Source organism: Hyphomicrobium sp. 1Nfss2.1 (assembly GCF_965243865.1).
GTDB lineage: Bacteria > Pseudomonadota > Alphaproteobacteria > Rhizobiales > Hyphomicrobiaceae > Hyphomicrobium_A.
Window position 1 is genome coordinate 1812132 of the sequence record NZ_OZ251603.1, and the last position, 14394, is coordinate 1826525.

14 protein-coding genes are annotated in these 14394 nt (G+C 63.5%); 8 read left to right on the forward strand and 6 right to left on the reverse strand.

Features of this window, described 5'->3' with window-relative positions; translation table 11 throughout:
• Window positions 1-94: 94 nt before the first annotated feature.
• The 3 genes from lptB (at window position 95) to ACP15D_RS08910 (ending at window position 3473) form a co-directional block, all read left to right on the forward strand.
• The gene (gene lptB / locus ACP15D_RS08900) at window positions 95-940 is read left to right on the forward strand and encodes an LPS export ABC transporter ATP-binding protein (RefSeq protein ID WP_424959199.1); all 846 of its coding nucleotides are present in this window, start codon (window positions 95-97) and stop codon (window positions 938-940) included.
• A gap of 39 nt (window positions 941-979) precedes the next feature.
• Complete coding sequence (rpoN, locus tag ACP15D_RS08905; RefSeq protein ID WP_424957171.1) at window positions 980-2518, forward strand: RNA polymerase factor sigma-54; 1539 nt, start codon at window positions 980-982, stop codon at window positions 2516-2518.
• Window positions 2519-3008: 490 nt separating this feature from the next.
• Window positions 3009-3473, forward strand: coding sequence for a PTS sugar transporter subunit IIA (locus tag ACP15D_RS08910; protein WP_424957172.1), 465 nt, complete (start codon window positions 3009-3011; stop codon window positions 3471-3473).
• Between the two features lie 29 nt (window positions 3474-3502).
• Here the strand turns inward: ACP15D_RS08910 and ACP15D_RS08915 are convergent, their stop codons facing one another.
• Entirely contained in the window at window positions 3503-4327 is an 825-nt protein-coding gene (locus ACP15D_RS08915; protein WP_424957173.1) for an undecaprenyl-diphosphate phosphatase, read from the reverse strand.
• A gap of 162 nt (window positions 4328-4489) precedes the next feature.
• Here ACP15D_RS08915 and ACP15D_RS08920 point away from each other — a divergent pair, with 162 nt between their 5' ends.
• The 4 genes from ACP15D_RS08920 (at window position 4490) to ACP15D_RS08935 (ending at window position 8799) form a co-directional block, all read left to right on the forward strand.
• On the forward strand, window positions 4490-5185 hold the full coding sequence (locus ACP15D_RS08920; RefSeq protein ID WP_424957174.1) for a glutathione S-transferase family protein: 696 nt from the start codon (window positions 4490-4492) through the stop codon (window positions 5183-5185).
• On the forward strand, window positions 5166-6329 hold the full coding sequence (queG, locus tag ACP15D_RS08925) for a tRNA epoxyqueuosine(34) reductase QueG (RefSeq protein WP_424957175.1): 1164 nt from the start codon (window positions 5166-5168) through the stop codon (window positions 6327-6329). Before ACP15D_RS08920 ends, queG begins: the two co-directional genes overlap by 20 nt.
• Window positions 6326-7198 carry an SDR family oxidoreductase gene (locus ACP15D_RS08930; RefSeq protein ID WP_424957176.1) on the forward strand — a complete coding sequence of 291 codons (873 nt, stop codon included), beginning with the start codon at window positions 6326-6328 and terminating at the stop codon, window positions 7196-7198. The genes queG and ACP15D_RS08930 overlap by 4 nt, the downstream gene beginning before the upstream one ends.
• 191 nt (window positions 7199-7389) lie before the next feature.
• A complete protein-coding gene (locus ACP15D_RS08935) occupies window positions 7390-8799 on the forward strand; it encodes a hypothetical protein (RefSeq protein WP_424957177.1) in 1410 nt (469 codons plus the stop codon).
• On the opposite strand, the gene ACP15D_RS08940 is transcribed toward ACP15D_RS08935, so the two are convergent.
• The 4 genes from ACP15D_RS08940 to ACP15D_RS08955 form a co-directional block, all read right to left on the reverse strand.
• The gene (locus ACP15D_RS08940) at window positions 8778-10160 is read right to left on the reverse strand and encodes a YiiX/YebB-like N1pC/P60 family cysteine hydrolase (protein WP_424957178.1); all 1383 of its coding nucleotides are present in this window, start codon (window positions 10158-10160) and stop codon (window positions 8778-8780) included. The genes ACP15D_RS08935 and ACP15D_RS08940 overlap by 22 nt on opposite strands.
• 69 nt (window positions 10161-10229) lie before the next feature.
• Window positions 10230-10808, reverse strand: coding sequence for an HPF/RaiA family ribosome-associated protein (locus tag ACP15D_RS08945; protein ID WP_424957179.1), 579 nt, complete (start codon window positions 10806-10808; stop codon window positions 10230-10232).
• Between the two features lie 195 nt (window positions 10809-11003).
• The gene (locus tag ACP15D_RS08950) at window positions 11004-11279 is read right to left on the reverse strand and encodes a hypothetical protein (protein WP_424957180.1); all 276 of its coding nucleotides are present in this window, start codon (window positions 11277-11279) and stop codon (window positions 11004-11006) included.
• A 69-nt stretch (window positions 11280-11348) separates the two neighbouring features.
• On the reverse strand, window positions 11349-12125 hold the full coding sequence (locus ACP15D_RS08955) for an alpha/beta hydrolase (RefSeq protein WP_424957181.1): 777 nt from the start codon (window positions 12123-12125) through the stop codon (window positions 11349-11351).
• Window positions 12126-12190: 65 nt separating this feature from the next.
• Here ACP15D_RS08955 and ACP15D_RS08960 point away from each other — a divergent pair, with 65 nt between their 5' ends.
• Entirely contained in the window at window positions 12191-13399 is a 1209-nt protein-coding gene (locus ACP15D_RS08960; RefSeq protein WP_424957182.1) for a glycosyltransferase family 4 protein, read from the forward strand.
• On the opposite strand, the gene speE is transcribed toward ACP15D_RS08960, so the two are convergent.
• Window positions 13383-14306, reverse strand: coding sequence for a polyamine aminopropyltransferase (gene speE, locus ACP15D_RS08965; RefSeq protein WP_424957183.1), 924 nt, complete (start codon window positions 14304-14306; stop codon window positions 13383-13385). The genes ACP15D_RS08960 and speE overlap by 17 nt on opposite strands.
• Window positions 14307-14394 lie beyond the last annotated feature (88 nt).

A 14394-nucleotide genomic window follows, 5' to 3' on the forward strand; every position in this document is an offset into this window, starting at 1 on the left:
GCGGCCAATACGCCCGATTGACAGGGCCGGTGATCGGCGCACCATGGTCAGGCGCCCCTCGAGGGCCACGTGAGGTTCTCTGGACGTGCTTAAAATCCTTTCCTTCGGCTCCAAACCATCCCCTGCCGACGCCTACGGCGAGTGGGGAGAGGATGGCTACGCCCAGGCCGGCCAGGCAGCGTTGGGGGGCAGCGCCGAGCAGCTCGGCGCCGAGGGCTGGCTGACGGCCGATCACATCCAAAAGAGCTATAAGAAGCGCAAGGTCGTCCGCGGCGTCAGCCTCGCCGTGCGGCGTGGAGAGTCCGTCGGATTGCTTGGCCCCAACGGCGCCGGCAAGACCACCGTATTCTACATGATCACCGGGCTGGTGCCCGCCGACGCCGGCAACATCACCATTGACGGCATGGATGTCACGCGTCTGCCGATGTATCGGCGCGCCCGCCTAGGCATCGGCTACCTTCCTCAGGAGGCCTCGATCTTCCGCGGCCTCACCGTCGAGCAGAACATCATGGCCGTGCTCGAGATCGTCGAGCCATCAAAGAAGAAGCGCAAGGAAAAGCTCGACAGCCTGCTCGAAGAATTCCGCATCACACGACTGCGCAAGTCTCCCTCGATCGCCCTTTCGGGTGGCGAGCGGCGCCGCTGCGAAATCGCCCGCGCACTGGCGTCCGGTCCATCCTTCATGCTGCTGGACGAGCCATTCGCCGGCATCGACCCGATTGCCGTCGGGGATATCCAGGAGCTTGTCCGCCACTTGACCGAGCGTGGGATCGGCGTTCTCATCACCGACCATAACGTGCGTGAAACGCTCGGCATGATAGACCGCGCCTACATCATCTATGACGGACAGGTCCTAACCCAAGGTAAGCCTGAGGAAATCATAGCGAACGACGACGTGCGCCGTGTGTACCTGGGAGACATGTTTGTTAACGAGCGCTGAGTAGACGGAACTCCGCGCAAGAGGAAACCGGGCGGGCGCATGGCGCTTTCGACAAAGCTAGAGCTGAGACAAGGCCAGCAGTTGGTGATGACACCCCAACTGCAGCAGGCCATCCGTCTGCTTCAGCTATCGAACATCGAGCTCACCCAGTACGTCGAGTCCGAGCTCGAGCGAAATCCGCTGCTCGAGCCCGACGACGGCGCGAGCGAAGTTCCCGTGCGCGCAGAAACCGACGCGCCCGAATTCGGCAAGAACGACGAGCCGGCACCCAATGGCGAAAGCGACTGGGTCGACCTCGAAAAGCCGGTGGCCGACCCTGAGGCAACATTCGATACCGAATACGAGAACGTATATCCCGACAGCAGCGCCACCGACACCGCCGGAGGCGCTGACGCTTCGGGCTGGGCCTCGCTGCGCCAGCGCGGAGCTGTCAGCGGTGACGACGTCAACATCGAGGCCTACCTCACCAACGACGTCTCCCTGCGTGAGCACCTGAGCGAGCAGGTACCGCTCGTCCTCAGCGAGCCCGCCGAACGCCTGATCGGCCAGTACCTCGTCGATATGGTGGACGAAGCCGGCTATCTGCCCGGCGCCGACCTTGCCTCGATCGCCGAGAAGCTCGGTGCGCCGCTCGAACTTGTCGAGAAAGTCCTCGCCTCCCTGCAGACACTCGATCCGCCCGGCGTATGCGCGCGCTCGCTAGCCGAATGCCTCGCGTTGCAGCTCAAAGAGCAGAACCGATTCGACCCCATCGTCGCAAAGCTGCTCGATAACCTGCACATCCTTGCCAGCCACAACTTGGCGGCTCTGCGCAAGGCCGTCGGCGTCGAAATGGACGAGCTTCTCGAGATGATCGCCGAGATCAAGAAGCTCAATCCCAAGCCCGGCCTCAAGTTCGGCTCCGTCCAGCTTCAGCCCATCGTGCCCGACGTCCTCGTGCGCGCCTCTCCTAACGGCTCGTGGATCATCGAGTTGAACAGCGAGACGCTCCCGCGCGTGCTCGTCAACCGCACGTACCTCACCACCGTTTCGCAAGCGGCCGGCTCGGCGTCGGATCGTAATTATCTTCTCGAATGCCTGCAGACCGCCAACTGGCTGGTGAAGAGTCTCGATCAGCGCGCTCGCACCATCCTGCGCGTCTCCGAAGAGATCGTGCGCCAGCAGGATGCGTTCTTCACGCACGGCGTGCAGTATCTGCGACCGCTGAACCTGCGCACCGTGGCCGACGCCATCTCGATGCACGAATCCACCGTCTCGCGCGTCACCTCCAACAAGTACATGGCGACACCGCGCGGCATCTTTGAACTGAAGTACTTTTTCACCTCAGCCATCGCTTCCGCCGACGACGGCGAGTCGCATTCCTCCGAAGCCGTCCGCCATCGCATCAAGCAGATGATCGACGGCGAAACACCCGCAACCGTGCTCTCCGATGACAAGATCGTCGAGAAGCTCAAGAGCGACGGCATCGACATCGCGCGCCGCACCGTCGCCAAGTACCGCGAAGCGATGCGCATTCCCTCATCCGTACAGCGTCGCCGCGACAAGCGCCTGACCGAGCGCGTCGGGCCCGTCACCTGACCACGCCTTCCGGAGGGCTTGTGTGCACCTCCCGACTGCTCTATAGGCACCCGCGCATGGCGCAGGTGAGCCAATGCACAACCGACCCCCCGCTGTAACTCGCATGCATAACCGGGCATGGCCTCGTTCTTGCACCTCTATGCGAGGGGGATATCCCCCGAACGGACACAAGCTGGAGGACATTTTCCCGGAACAGCGCGCGGCAGCGGCGTTACAAGAGGCTAAGCTCCTGTGAACCAAAGCCGAATTCAGCGCGTTGCTAGAGTGAGCTGCCGGTTTCCTGTGCAGTCGACCTTGGCAGTGCCATCTTTTTGGTTTCTCAGCACACCAAGGCACTTACCCAGGGGATAGCGCGGCTGCGCCGGCAGAGGGTACGTGCGGGGGCACGATCGTATAGGTAGAATTGCGAGACTGGCGGGTCGTCGCTGCGCAGGTTCTTCGAGCCTCGCTGACGACCATCACTCGCATCAGGTTGGAACAGGATTTTAAGATGGATCTCTGCGACCTGCTGGCTTCCGACGGCATCATTGCGTCGCTTAAGGCAACGAGCAAGAAACACGCGCTTCAGGAGCTGGCGACCATCGCCGCTGAGCGAACCGGTCTCGACCAGCACGAGATCTTCAACACGCTGCTGCAGCGCGAGCGCCTCGGCTCCACCGGGCTCGGCCGCGGCGTCGCCGTTCCTCATGTCAAACTGCACGGCCTGCGCAGCATCTTCTGCTTGTTTGCACGCCTCGAAGAGCCGATCGACTACGAATCGCACGACAACGAACCGGTCGATCTTCTTTTCTTGCTGCTGGCCCCTGACCACGCCGGCGGCGATCATCTGAAAGCGCTAGCCAGCATTTCGCGCGTGGTGCGCGAGCCGTCAGTGCTCGATGCCCTGCGCACCGCCAAGGACACCGCAGCACTGCGCTCGGCGCTGACGCACCCGCTGCCTTCGCACGCAGCCTAGCACTGATATCCGGACGTATCCGGTGCGCCTCAAGGAAGTGCCGGGCAATCGTTGGATTGCCCGAGCACCAGCATCGCTCCCAGCGCCACGCCGCCGACGATGATGCGCCACCATCCGAACAGCGCAAAGCCGTGGCGGTTCACATAATTGAGCAGGTGCCGCACGACGAACACGGCCGCAATGAACGCAGTGATGAAGCCGAGAACGATATTGAACACATCGCTCGGCTGCAGCACTGACCAGTTCTTGTAGAGGTCGTAGCTGAACGCACCGATCATCGTCGGCATGGCAAGAAAGAACGAGAACTCCGCCGCCGAGCGTTTATCCGTTCCCAATAGCATCGCGCCGACAATCGTCGATCCCGACCGCGACACACCCGGGATCATCGCGAAGCACTGAATGACACCGATCTTGAAGGCCAGCGACAGCGGAAAATCCATCGCGTTGGTGTAGCGAACCGGTAGATGCATACGATCGACAGCAAGCAGAACGACTCCGCCCACGATCAGCATTACGGCGATCAGCATTGGCGTCTCGAACAGCACGCTCTTGATGAAGCCATGCGCTAGAACGCCGATCACCGCCGCCGGCAGGAATGCCAGGAACACGCCAAATACGAAGCGCCGCGCCGATGGATCATAGGGAATGGCCATCGCCACACGCGTCAGCTTCACCGAATAGACGCTGAGAATGGCGAGGATGGCGCCGAGCTGAATGAGAACTTCGAACGTCTTGCCCGGATTGCACACGCCCAGGAAGTGTTCAGTCAGCAAGAGGTGCCCGGTCGACGAGACGGGCAAAAACTCGGTCAAGCCCTCGATGAGGCCAAGCAGAATCACTTCCCAGATCGGCATTCAGGCCTCGTGATTTGTCTGAGGGGCTGTGCGGAGCGCACGATTAGCAGGATTTAGTCGGGCCCGGTGCCACTTCCGCGCCACATGCGACGATTGTCATATTCGCTGTCACCCCCTACGACCCGTTTGCGCCCCAGCAATGACGATAGGCCACGCTGAGCAATGCCAACACTGACCCACTTCCGGCTCTGCCCCTATTCGCGCACCGCGCGCTTGGCCCTGGCGGAGCTCGGCGTCGAGGTTGATCTGGTGGAGGAGCGCCCCTGGGAGTGGCGCCCCGAATTTCTGGCACTCAATCCCGCGGGCGAGTTGCCTGTCCTGCAGTTGGACGGCACGCCCCCCCTTTGCGGCATCTACGCCATCTCCGAATACCTGGCCGAAGCACCCGCCGCCGAAAGCGAGGACGAGCCACCAATCCAGATCCTCCCCGGCGACCGCATCCAGCGGGCCGAAATCCGCCGTCTGGCCGACTGGTTCAACGGCAAGTTCAATCGCGAGGTCGTGCAGGAACTTTTGCAGCAAAGGGTTTACACTCGCTTGCAGCCCGAGGCCGCCAGCGCGCCGGACGTCGACTTCCTGCGCGCTGTACGTGCCAACCTGCGCTACCATATGAGCTATGTCAGCTATCTGGCGGACAACCGGCGCTGGCTGGCCGGCGAGGAACTTTCCATCGCCGATCTCGCCGCAGCCGCGCATGTTTCCGTCGCCGACTATCTGGGTGAAGTGCCATGGGAGGAGCATCCCGTCGCCAAGACGTGGTACGCACGCCTCAAATCGCGGCGCTCGTTCCGCTCGCTGCTGGCCGACCGCGTTCCCGGCGCTCTCCCCACGGCGCACTATGCCGATCTCGATTTCTGATGGACTTGATGGACGTCGCGTGAGCGTGGAACTCAAACAGCTGATCAATCGGCGAGCCAGCGAGCTCGGCTTCGACGCCGTGCGCGTCACGACGCCCGATGCGGTCGCTGCTGCCGGCACCCGGCTCGCCGAGTTCCTCGCCGAAGGCCGTCACGGCGACATGGGCTGGATGGAAGCGCACGCCGAACGCCGTCAGAGCCCGGCGCGTCTGTGGCCCGATGTGCGCTCGATCATCATGCTCGGCATGAGCTACGCGCCCGATGAAAACCCGCTCGCCGCACTCGATCATTCGGAGCGTGGCGTCATTTCCGTTTACGCGCGCGGCAAGGACTACCACGACATCCTCAAGGGCAAGCTGAAGCAGCTCGCGGCATACCTCGCGCAACAGGGCGGTGTTGACGTCAAAGTCTTCGTCGATACGGCCCCGGTGATGGAAAAGCCGCTCGCCGCCGCCGCGGGTCTGGGCTGGCAGGGCAAGAGCACCATGCTCGTCTCGCGCGAGCACGGCACCTGGCTGTTTCTTGGCGCCATCTTCACGACTGCTGATCTGCCTCCCGACGAAAGCGAGCCCGATCACTGCGGCAGCTGCCGCCGCTGCCTCGACGTTTGTCCAACGTCGGCGTTCCCCGCGCCCTACCAGCTCGATGCCCGCCGCTGCCTCGCCTACCTGTCGATCGAGCACAAAGGGCACATCCCCGCCGAGTTCCGCCGCGCCATGGGCAATCGCGTGTTCGGCTGCGACGATTGCCTCGCCGTGTGCCCATGGAACAAGTTCGCGGAGCGCGCGCGCGAAGCGCGTTTCGCAGCACGCGCTGAAACCGACAATCCCCCGCTCGCCGAACTTCTCATGCTCGACGATGCAGCCTTTCGCCTGCGCTTCGCCGGCACACCCATCAAGCGCACCGGCCGCGACCGCTTCCTGCGCAACGTGTTGATCGCCGCAGGCAACGCGCGCGATCAGGCGCTTCTGCCCCGCATAGAGCCACTGCTCGCCGACGCTTCGCCTCTGGTCCGCGCTATGGCCGTGTGGGCGATGCGCCAGCTCACCGCCGACGACGTCGGCGACACACTCCGGCACAGGCACCTCGCGCGCGAAGGCGACAACGATGTGCGTGCCGAATGGCAAACAACAGTACCGCTATGAGCAGGCTATTCTGCTTCGGCCTCGGCTACAGCGCCGCCCGCATCGCCCGCACGCTCGCCTCCGAAGGTTGGCAAGTCGGCGGCACCGCGCGCACACAAAAGGGCGCCGACGCGATATCGGCATCGGGCTATCAAAGCTTCGTTTTCGATGGCCAGGCGCCGAATCCAGCCATCACCGACGCATTGGCTGGATCGACCCACGTGCTGGTCTCCGCTCCCCCCGGCGACGACGATCCTGTTCTCCGCCATCACGGCGATGATCTGCGCCGCGCCGCATCGCTGCAATGGATCGGTTACCTGTCGACCATCGGCGTCTATGGCGACCGCAATGGCGGCTGGGTCGATGAGACCTCCGCAACCGACGCGACTTCGGTGCGCGGACGCCAGCGCGTTGCCGCCGAAGCCAGTTGGCTCGCACTCGGCCAAACACTCAATGTGCCAACGCAGATTTTCCGCCTCGCCGGCATCTATGGTGTAGGCCGCAGCGCCATCGACAAGCTGCGCGAGGGCACCGCTCATCGCATCATCAAGCCGGACCAGGTATTCAACCGCATCCACGTCGACGACATCGCGCGCACGGTGTGCGCGGCCATGGTCGGCCCCACCATGAGCCAAGTCTACAATGTAACCGACGACGAGCCCGCGCCGCCGCAGGATGTCGTCACCTATGCGGCCGAGCTATTGGGAGTTGCACCACCTCCCGAAGTCCCCTACGCCGACGCGCAACTTTCTCCCATGGCGCGCAGCTTCTATGCCGACAACAAGCGCGCCAGCAATGCGCGCCTCCACCAAGAGCTTGGCGTCACACTGAAATTTCCCACTTACCGCGAAGGTCTGCGCGCCATCCTCGCCGAGCTGTCTGGCCGCTGATTCTCTATCCACAGTCCGTTCAGCCTCCGTTCAACCGCCGCCCGCTTTATTGGCGGAATTAGGTCGTGCTCTAGGCACGACTGAGGGGAGCACCGGCTCCATCGGACGTAATTGGCGAGGATGCTATGCGGTCGGCAACGAGTTGCCTCCGTCGCGGGATGCTGTGTGCCGCGACACTGATGAGCTGTGCCTTGAGCACGCAAAATGCTTTGGCCGCTGACGACGCTGCACACGCACTTGCACAGAAATTCTCCCAGGCCGCCGACGACGGCGAACGCGCTGAGGAAGCGCGCCAGACCGAAGCACGCCGCAAGGCGGAAGCCGCAAAACGCAAGGCAGCCGCCGAGGCGCAGCGCGCCGCCGACGAGGCCGAGATGCTACGCCGTGCCCAGGCCGAGGCCGAGCTTCGTCACGCGGCCGACAAGGCACGCCTCAAAGCCGAGCTCGAAGCCGAGCAGCAGGCTGCCCGCGCACAGGCTGAGCAAATGGCTACCCAAGCGCGCCAGCAACAGCTGGAACAGGAACGTCGCCAGGAAGAGGCACGCCGTGCCGAAGCTGAACGCCTGACGCGCGAAGTCGAGGCAAAGCGTCTTGCCGAGGAACGCCAAATCGCTGATGAGCGCCGCATCGCCGAAGCAAAAGCCGAGGCTGCGCGCAAGGCAGAAGCTGCCCGCGTCGCCGAGCAGAAGCGCAAGGCCGAGGAGGCCCGCGTCGCCGAAATCCGCCGCGGGGCCGAGGAAGCCGAAAAGAGGCGCCAAGCCGAAGAAGCACGCGTTGTCGATCTGAAGCGTCAGGCGCTCGAGGCCGAAGCCAAGCGCAAGGCCGAGGAAGACCGCCTTGCCGAGCAGCGCCGCATGGCCGAAGCCAATGAAGCCGAAACCCGCCGCGCCCTCGAAGCGCAGCGCGAAGCCGAGGCCCAGCGCATCGCCGAGAAATTCCGCATCGCTCGCGAAACCCGCGAGCGTAACAAGGCTACGCGCAACAGTCTCGGCGGCCCTCTACCCGAACCGACGGCCGCACCATCGCCCTTTATCGAGCAGGCAACCCCCGCCCGCGCTGCACGCCCCAGTTATCCGCAGCGCGTGACCGTACTTGTCGTCATGCAGCCGCGCCGCCACGGCTTCGCCGGATCCAAGATGACCGCCAACCCCGTCCTTTGCGTCGGCAACGATTGCTACGTCAGCAACGGCGCCGGCAGACCGGCTAGCGTTCTGCGCCGCGCTCAGGCGCTCGGACCCGGCAACACCATCGGCCGCAATGCTGGCGTCTGCCGCAACCATACGACGTGCGTGTTCCGCGGCGTCACGCTGCCCGCCCCGCTGTCCACCATTCAGCCGGTGGACATGGGCTTCCTGCGCCATGACCGCCGCGAGATCCGCACCGTGGAACCCGATTATTCGTGTGACGTTGCCGCCGGACAGCTCAGCTGCTCCGGCCCCATCGAAACCGAAGGCTACCGCGCCTGGGTCATCCCCGAGCAAGTCGCGGAGAAAGCCGGAAGCCGACTGATCGAGTACGCTCTCGATCACGGCCTGCCTGTCTCGCGCTCCGCCGGAGCGGGCAGCTGGAACTCGACGGTTCAGGCTTCTCCGCTGAGATAACCAATCCGCCCGTGCGAGACCTGACGTTTCGCTTCCAGGAACTCGTACACCTCACGCGCATGCAGCGGCCGCCCCGTGCGGTCGATGCTGCGCCGCTCCAACGCCAGCAGCTCTGCGAGCAACGGCTCCGCCGTCCTGTGCAGCATGGCAACCGCCTGAATGGTCGCGCGCTGCATGTTCGGCGGCACCTTCGGCACCACGTCGGCCATGAGTTCCTTCGCCCGGGACGACAGCTGCCCCGAAAGCTGGCCGAGATAGCCGATCAGCTTGATCGGCAAGTCTTCGCGGAACCGATATCCGTGCTCGTCCATCCATAGGAACAGCCGGTCCATTAGCAGATCCTGCAGCCTCAGGCGTGAGGTCACGCGATAGTCCTGCCACTCGGCAACAAGATCGAATGCCGGCTCCAGCTCAATGTCGGCGGGTGCGAACGTTTCGCGCGCCGTCACGCCGATCCGCTCCACGAAATCGCGGTTCTTCATGTCGAAGCGCGTCGTGAATGTCGGCAGCATGAACGCGCGGTCGCTGGCGAGTGCGTAGGCCTTGCGCACCAGCTTGGAGCAGAACAGCTCCTTGTTGCCGGACAGCTCCATCGTGAAGTCGTACCAGATGTGCCGGCTGTCCTTTTCATTGGAGTGCCGCACGAGCTCATGGATCAGTGCCGCTGCCCGCGCTGCAAGTTGCGCGTCGCGGTGCCGGAACAGCACGCACCTGCCGAGACCATGCTGCAGCGTGTCGCTGAGCGGATTGATCACCGCGCCGTCTTCGATCAGTGCTTCCACCACCCAATGCTTTCCGTTGGCATCGGTGTGGATGATCGCGAGGTGGCTGAACTGGCTGTCGACGTCGCCGATGCGCGCGATGGCAGCGCTGTTGTGATGCATGCCGCGCATCAACAGCACATCACCCGAGCGGAATTCTATGTCTTGTCCAGTGTCGTACGCCGGATTGACCAGCGTATTGATGTTGTGGCCGGTGAACCCGCGCAGCGTCGCCTCGTCCGGCCCCAGGTGCGCATAGCGGATGTTCAATTCGCCCAGCATGTCGGTTGCGTAGCGCGCGATCCGCAGCGCATTGCGCAGCGCCTTCTGCCCCTGCAGCGTCATGAACCCGCGCGCGTGCCAATCGGCGATCTGATCGCGCAACTTCAGCCGCAGCGCAAAGATCGACTGCGCGATATCCGGGGCGAGCCGCGCCAGCGTCTGCACATCGTAGCGATCGAAGCTGACGTTGAACGTGGCCTCGTAAAGATCGTTGAGATTGGCGGCCAGCTCCTTTGCAGTGGTCGCTGGCCGCACTGCGATCTCTCCCACGGCTGCGAGATCATCCTCGAGCCGGTGCCGGGGCGCAGTATGCAGCATCTTGTCCTCCCCTAGTCCCGATACCTCCTTACCATGCCGGGGAAAGACGACGGATGCATGTTCGCAACATCATGAAGGGCTGCTGCCGCCCAGCAGTTTGACCGAGCTCGCCTGAGGCCCCATCGGACCCTCCGACACCGCCCGCGTCACATGCACGAGCGAGCCTATCTTGATGTTCTCGAACGAGCCGTTTCCGCAGACTTCGCGGGAAAAATAGAGATCCGGCGAGTCCTTCACCTCCACAAACCCATAGTTCTGGTCCGGGAAGATGCGCACCACGACGCCGGTATCGCCCGCCGCCCCGTGCACTTTCACCTCGCCCTTGCGGATCGCGCTGATCTGCTCGAGCTGGCGCTCCGCGGCCTCGAACACGCGATTGACGATCGGCGAATGGTCGCCGTTCACCTGGCGCCGCTCCTCCTCACCCTTGGCCACAACCGGACCGCGCCCCGGAATATCGACCTCAACTGCAATGGCGAGCGGCGGTTTTGCCCCTTCCGGACTGCGATGCGGAATTTCGACGACGACGCGCGCGCCCGTTATGTTTGGGTAAAAGCGCTGCAGCCGCTTGGCCCGATCGCGGATCAGCGCTTCCATAGAAGCCGAGCTTTCCACGTTTTTGAATGCGATCTGCAGAGGTCTTTCCATAGTTATCTCCGTTCTTCGGTCGCAACGTATCGACGCGCAATCAAAGCGCCCACTCATGGTCGTCCGATGGCGCATCGGTGGTAATTGATGTGGCGCAAGCTGCTGAAAGAGTAGCGGCATTTCTCAAGTGGCAACTGTCCCGTCGTTTGCATCCCTGGGCCGGGCGCACACTGGCGCCAAGCGCCATGCGCCCGCCTACTGCTTCAAATTATTGATGTTGAGTGTGTCGGAGTTGGAATCAACGTCCGCCGGATTGAAAGGCGTCGGATCATTCTCGATTCCAGGCATCGGCGGCTTGGCGTTTGGATTTGCCCAAGGCGGGCGATAGCCCGTGTCCGGCTCAGGCTGCGGCACCGCGGCCGGCCTTTCGACCTCGACACTGGTCCCGTCCTCAGCGCCTATTGCAGCGCCGGTCGGAAGCAACGCCATCAATCCGGTGATGGCGATAACGCGAAAGCCCCAATGCGTCATGGCGGAGCTCGCCTTTCTGTAACTGCACGGACCAGCTTTCCACGGACTGACGCATCTGTCGATGCCTCATTAGCTGTGCGGCTTAGCGTCCCGTGCAACCTGCCCGATTTTATTGAAAAGCAGCGCTAAATCCTCCGGCCGCGACAGCCGATGCTCGCCGTCCGGAATTTCCACCATCTCGGCCCAATTCCCCTGCAACAGGCTCATCAGAGAACGCGCGTGGCCGATCGGCACGGCCGCATCCAGGCGCCCCTGCAGGATGACGACGGGGCGTCCGGGATCGAACGGTTCATTTGCCATAAGGTGATTGCGCCCCTCCTCGATCAGGGCACGCGTAATCTCGTAAGGCGCTCCGTATTCGGAAGGTTGACGGTACACGCCGGTCTCCGCCATCTCCTGCCGCGCCCGCGCATCGAACTGCTTCCACATCAGCTCTTCGGTCATGTCCCAGGCGGGCGCGATCAGCACCAGCCCGGCAATGCGCTTTGCCTCCTCGGGAGTTGCCCGCATCAGCCGCCGCAGCAGAAGCAGCGCGATGTAGCCGCCCATGCTGGAGCCGATGACGATCTGGCGGCCCGAAGTGAGCCGGAACACGGCCTCCGCCTCGTCCAGCCAAGCGCCGATGGTGCCGTCGAGGAAAGCGCCGCCGGACACCCCATGCCCCGAATAGTCGAAGCGCGCGCAGCCATAGCCGTTGGCCTCGGCAAAAACCGCAAGCTCCGTGGCCTTGGTGCTCGCCATGTCGGACTTGTATCCCGATAGCCAAAACAGCCCCGTTCCCCCGTCCGGAGCCGGATCGATGCGATAGGCGATGCGGCGCGGCATCGCGCCGGCAACCGATTTCATGTCAAGGAATTGCGGTTCGCTGTCACTCAATCTAAACAACCCTTTCGCCGCCGGAGGATTAGCTTGTGGCCGAGAAGCGCCCGACCATACTGCAGATCATCCCGGAGCTCGATACCGGCGGAGCGGAGCTTTCCACCATCGAGATTGCCGACGCCGTGCACGCGGCCGGCGGCCATTGCATAGTCCTGACGGAAGGTGGTCGCCTCGTTCAGCGCCTGCGCGACACCGGCGCCGAGGTGCACTTCTTCTCGGCCGCCACCAAGAACCCGATCCACATGCTGTGGAACGCGCACCGCATCGCAAACATCGTGCGCCGTCAGAGTGTCTCGCTCATCCACGCGCGCAGCCGAGCGCCCGCCTGGAGTGCGCTGATCGCCGCCAGGCGCACCGGCGTTCCCTTCGTCACGACCTATCACGGCGCCTACGCTGAAAAATCCGAGCTCAAGCGCAAGTACAACAGCATCATGGCGCGCGGCGACATCGTCATCGCCAATTCGAATTACACCGCCGACCTCGTCCGCATGCGCTACGGCACGCCGCGCTCAAAGCTGCGTGTGATCTATCGCGGCGTTGATGGCCGTCTGTTCGATCCAGTGAATGTCGCCGCGGCCCGCGTCGAGGCCGTCCGCCGCCGCTGGGGCGTCGAAGATAAGCAGCGCGTTGTGCTGCACGCCGCTCGACTGACACCATGGAAAGGTCAGCGCTACGTCATCGAGGCAGCTCAGATCCTGAAGCAGCGCGGCATCGGCGATGAGGTCGTCTTCATCCTTGCGGGCGACGCCCAGCGTCGCGGCGCCTACCAGGCAGCCCTCGTGCAGCAGATCGAAGCCGCCGGCCTCGAAGGCCGCGTGCGCCTCGTCGGCCACGAGGACGACATGGCCGCCGCCTTCCGCGCCGCCCACATCGCGGTCGTCGCCTCCATTGAGCCGGAAGCCTTCGGCCGCGCCGCCACTGAAGCGCAAGTAATGTCGACGCCGGTCATCGCTACAGACATTGGCGCACCGCCCGAAACGGTGCTCGGCCGTCCCGGCGTTCCGGCAACGCGCGCCACTGGCTGGCTTGTCCCGCCCGAGGATGCAAGCTGCATCGCCAATGCTCTCGCTGAAGCGTTCGCTATGTCCGACACTGACTTGACACGCATGGGAGAGCGCGCACGCGAGCACGTGCTGAGATCATTCTCGCTGCGGCAGATGAAGCAACAGACGCTTCAGGTCTACGACGAATTGCTCGGCACCACGCTGGCCGACCGCCCCGAGCCTAAGAGCCCGAGCTGATCCGGCCCGGCTTGGCGCGCACGCCACCTGCCCGGTCCCCTCGTCCGTCCGTAACCGCGCCGTGCACCACGGTTTCAATGTAACGCGGCAGCGCGAACGAAGCATTGTGCACCGCCGGCGTCCAATACCTTGTTGCGATCCCGCGCTTGGCCTGGCGCTTCGTCAGCTTCTTCACCGTGATGTCGAGGTGATCGTCTTCGTCCGACGCCCAGTTGAGCGCGAACGGGCCGCCGAAATAGCACGGCTGCGTGCACAGATATGGCGCCACATGATTGAACAGCGTCGCGAACGAACGCGTCGTGTCGCGCAAATGATCGGGGAACAGGAACGGCAAACCGTTCTGCGTAACTAAGATGCCGTCTTCCTTCAGCGCATGCTTGCAGGCAGCAAAGAATTCCGGTGTGTGCAGCACCGTCGACGGTCCGATCGGCTCCGATGAATCGACGATGATGGCATCGAAGCGCTCTTCCGTTTCAGCAACGAACTTCCTTCCATCGGCAATGACCACCACGGTGCGTTCATCATCGAATGTGGTGCCCGGGATCTCCGGGTAGTACTTCAGCGCTGTGTCGATCACTTCTCGGTCGATTTCGCACAGGAACGCCCGTTCGACCGACGGATGCTTCAGCACTTCGCGCAGCACGCCACCGTCGCCGCCGCCCACCACCAGCACCTGCCGCGGCTTGTCGAGCGCCATCAGCGGAACATGCGCCATCATCTCGTGATAGATGAACTCGTCCGAAGTCGTCAGCTGACACACGCCATCGAGCATCAGCACCGTGCCCCAGGTGCGATTCTTGAAGATGACCAGATGCTGGTGCTCGGTTTTCACCTCATGCAGCACCTCGTCCGCGGCAAGGCGCACGCGCCAATGGGGATGAAACGTCTCCTCGATCCAGCGATCCATTTAGCCTCCTCAGCAGCAGCACACGGCGATGCCGCCGACCCAGAGGGAATACCACGCCGGACAGACTTTTTTCTACACGTGCCGCGCG

Bases quoted from the DNA above. Each gene is read 5' to 3' on its own strand.
- ACP15D_RS08945 (WP_424957179.1), bottom strand. From the start codon at position 10,808: ATGGAAAGACCTCTGCAGATCGCATTCAAAAACGTGGAAAGCTCGGCT.
- ACP15D_RS08910 (WP_424957172.1), top strand. From the start codon at position 3,009: ATGGATCTCTGCGACCTGCTGGCTTCCGACGGCATCATTGCGTCGCTT.
- rpoN (WP_424957171.1), top strand. From the start codon at position 980: ATGGCGCTTTCGACAAAGCTAGAGCTGAGACAAGGCCAGCAGTTGGTG.
- ACP15D_RS08920 (WP_424957174.1), top strand. From the start codon at position 4,490: ATGCCAACACTGACCCACTTCCGGCTCTGCCCCTATTCGCGCACCGCG.
- ACP15D_RS08930 (WP_424957176.1), top strand. From the start codon at position 6,326: ATGAGCAGGCTATTCTGCTTCGGCCTCGGCTACAGCGCCGCCCGCATC.
- ACP15D_RS08950 (WP_424957180.1), bottom strand. From the start codon at position 11,279: ATGACGCATTGGGGCTTTCGCGTTATCGCCATCACCGGATTGATGGCG.
- ACP15D_RS08955 (WP_424957181.1), bottom strand. From the start codon at position 12,125: ATGAAATCGGTTGCCGGCGCGATGCCGCGCCGCATCGCCTATCGCATC.
- queG (WP_424957175.1), top strand. From the start codon at position 5,166: ATGCCGATCTCGATTTCTGATGGACTTGATGGACGTCGCGTGAGCGTG.
- speE (WP_424957183.1), bottom strand. From the start codon at position 14,306: ATGGATCGCTGGATCGAGGAGACGTTTCATCCCCATTGGCGCGTGCGC.
- ACP15D_RS08915 (WP_424957173.1), bottom strand. From the start codon at position 4,327: ATGCCGATCTGGGAAGTGATTCTGCTTGGCCTCATCGAGGGCTTGACC.
- ACP15D_RS08940 (WP_424957178.1), bottom strand. From the start codon at position 10,160: ATGCTGCATACTGCGCCCCGGCACCGGCTCGAGGATGATCTCGCAGCC.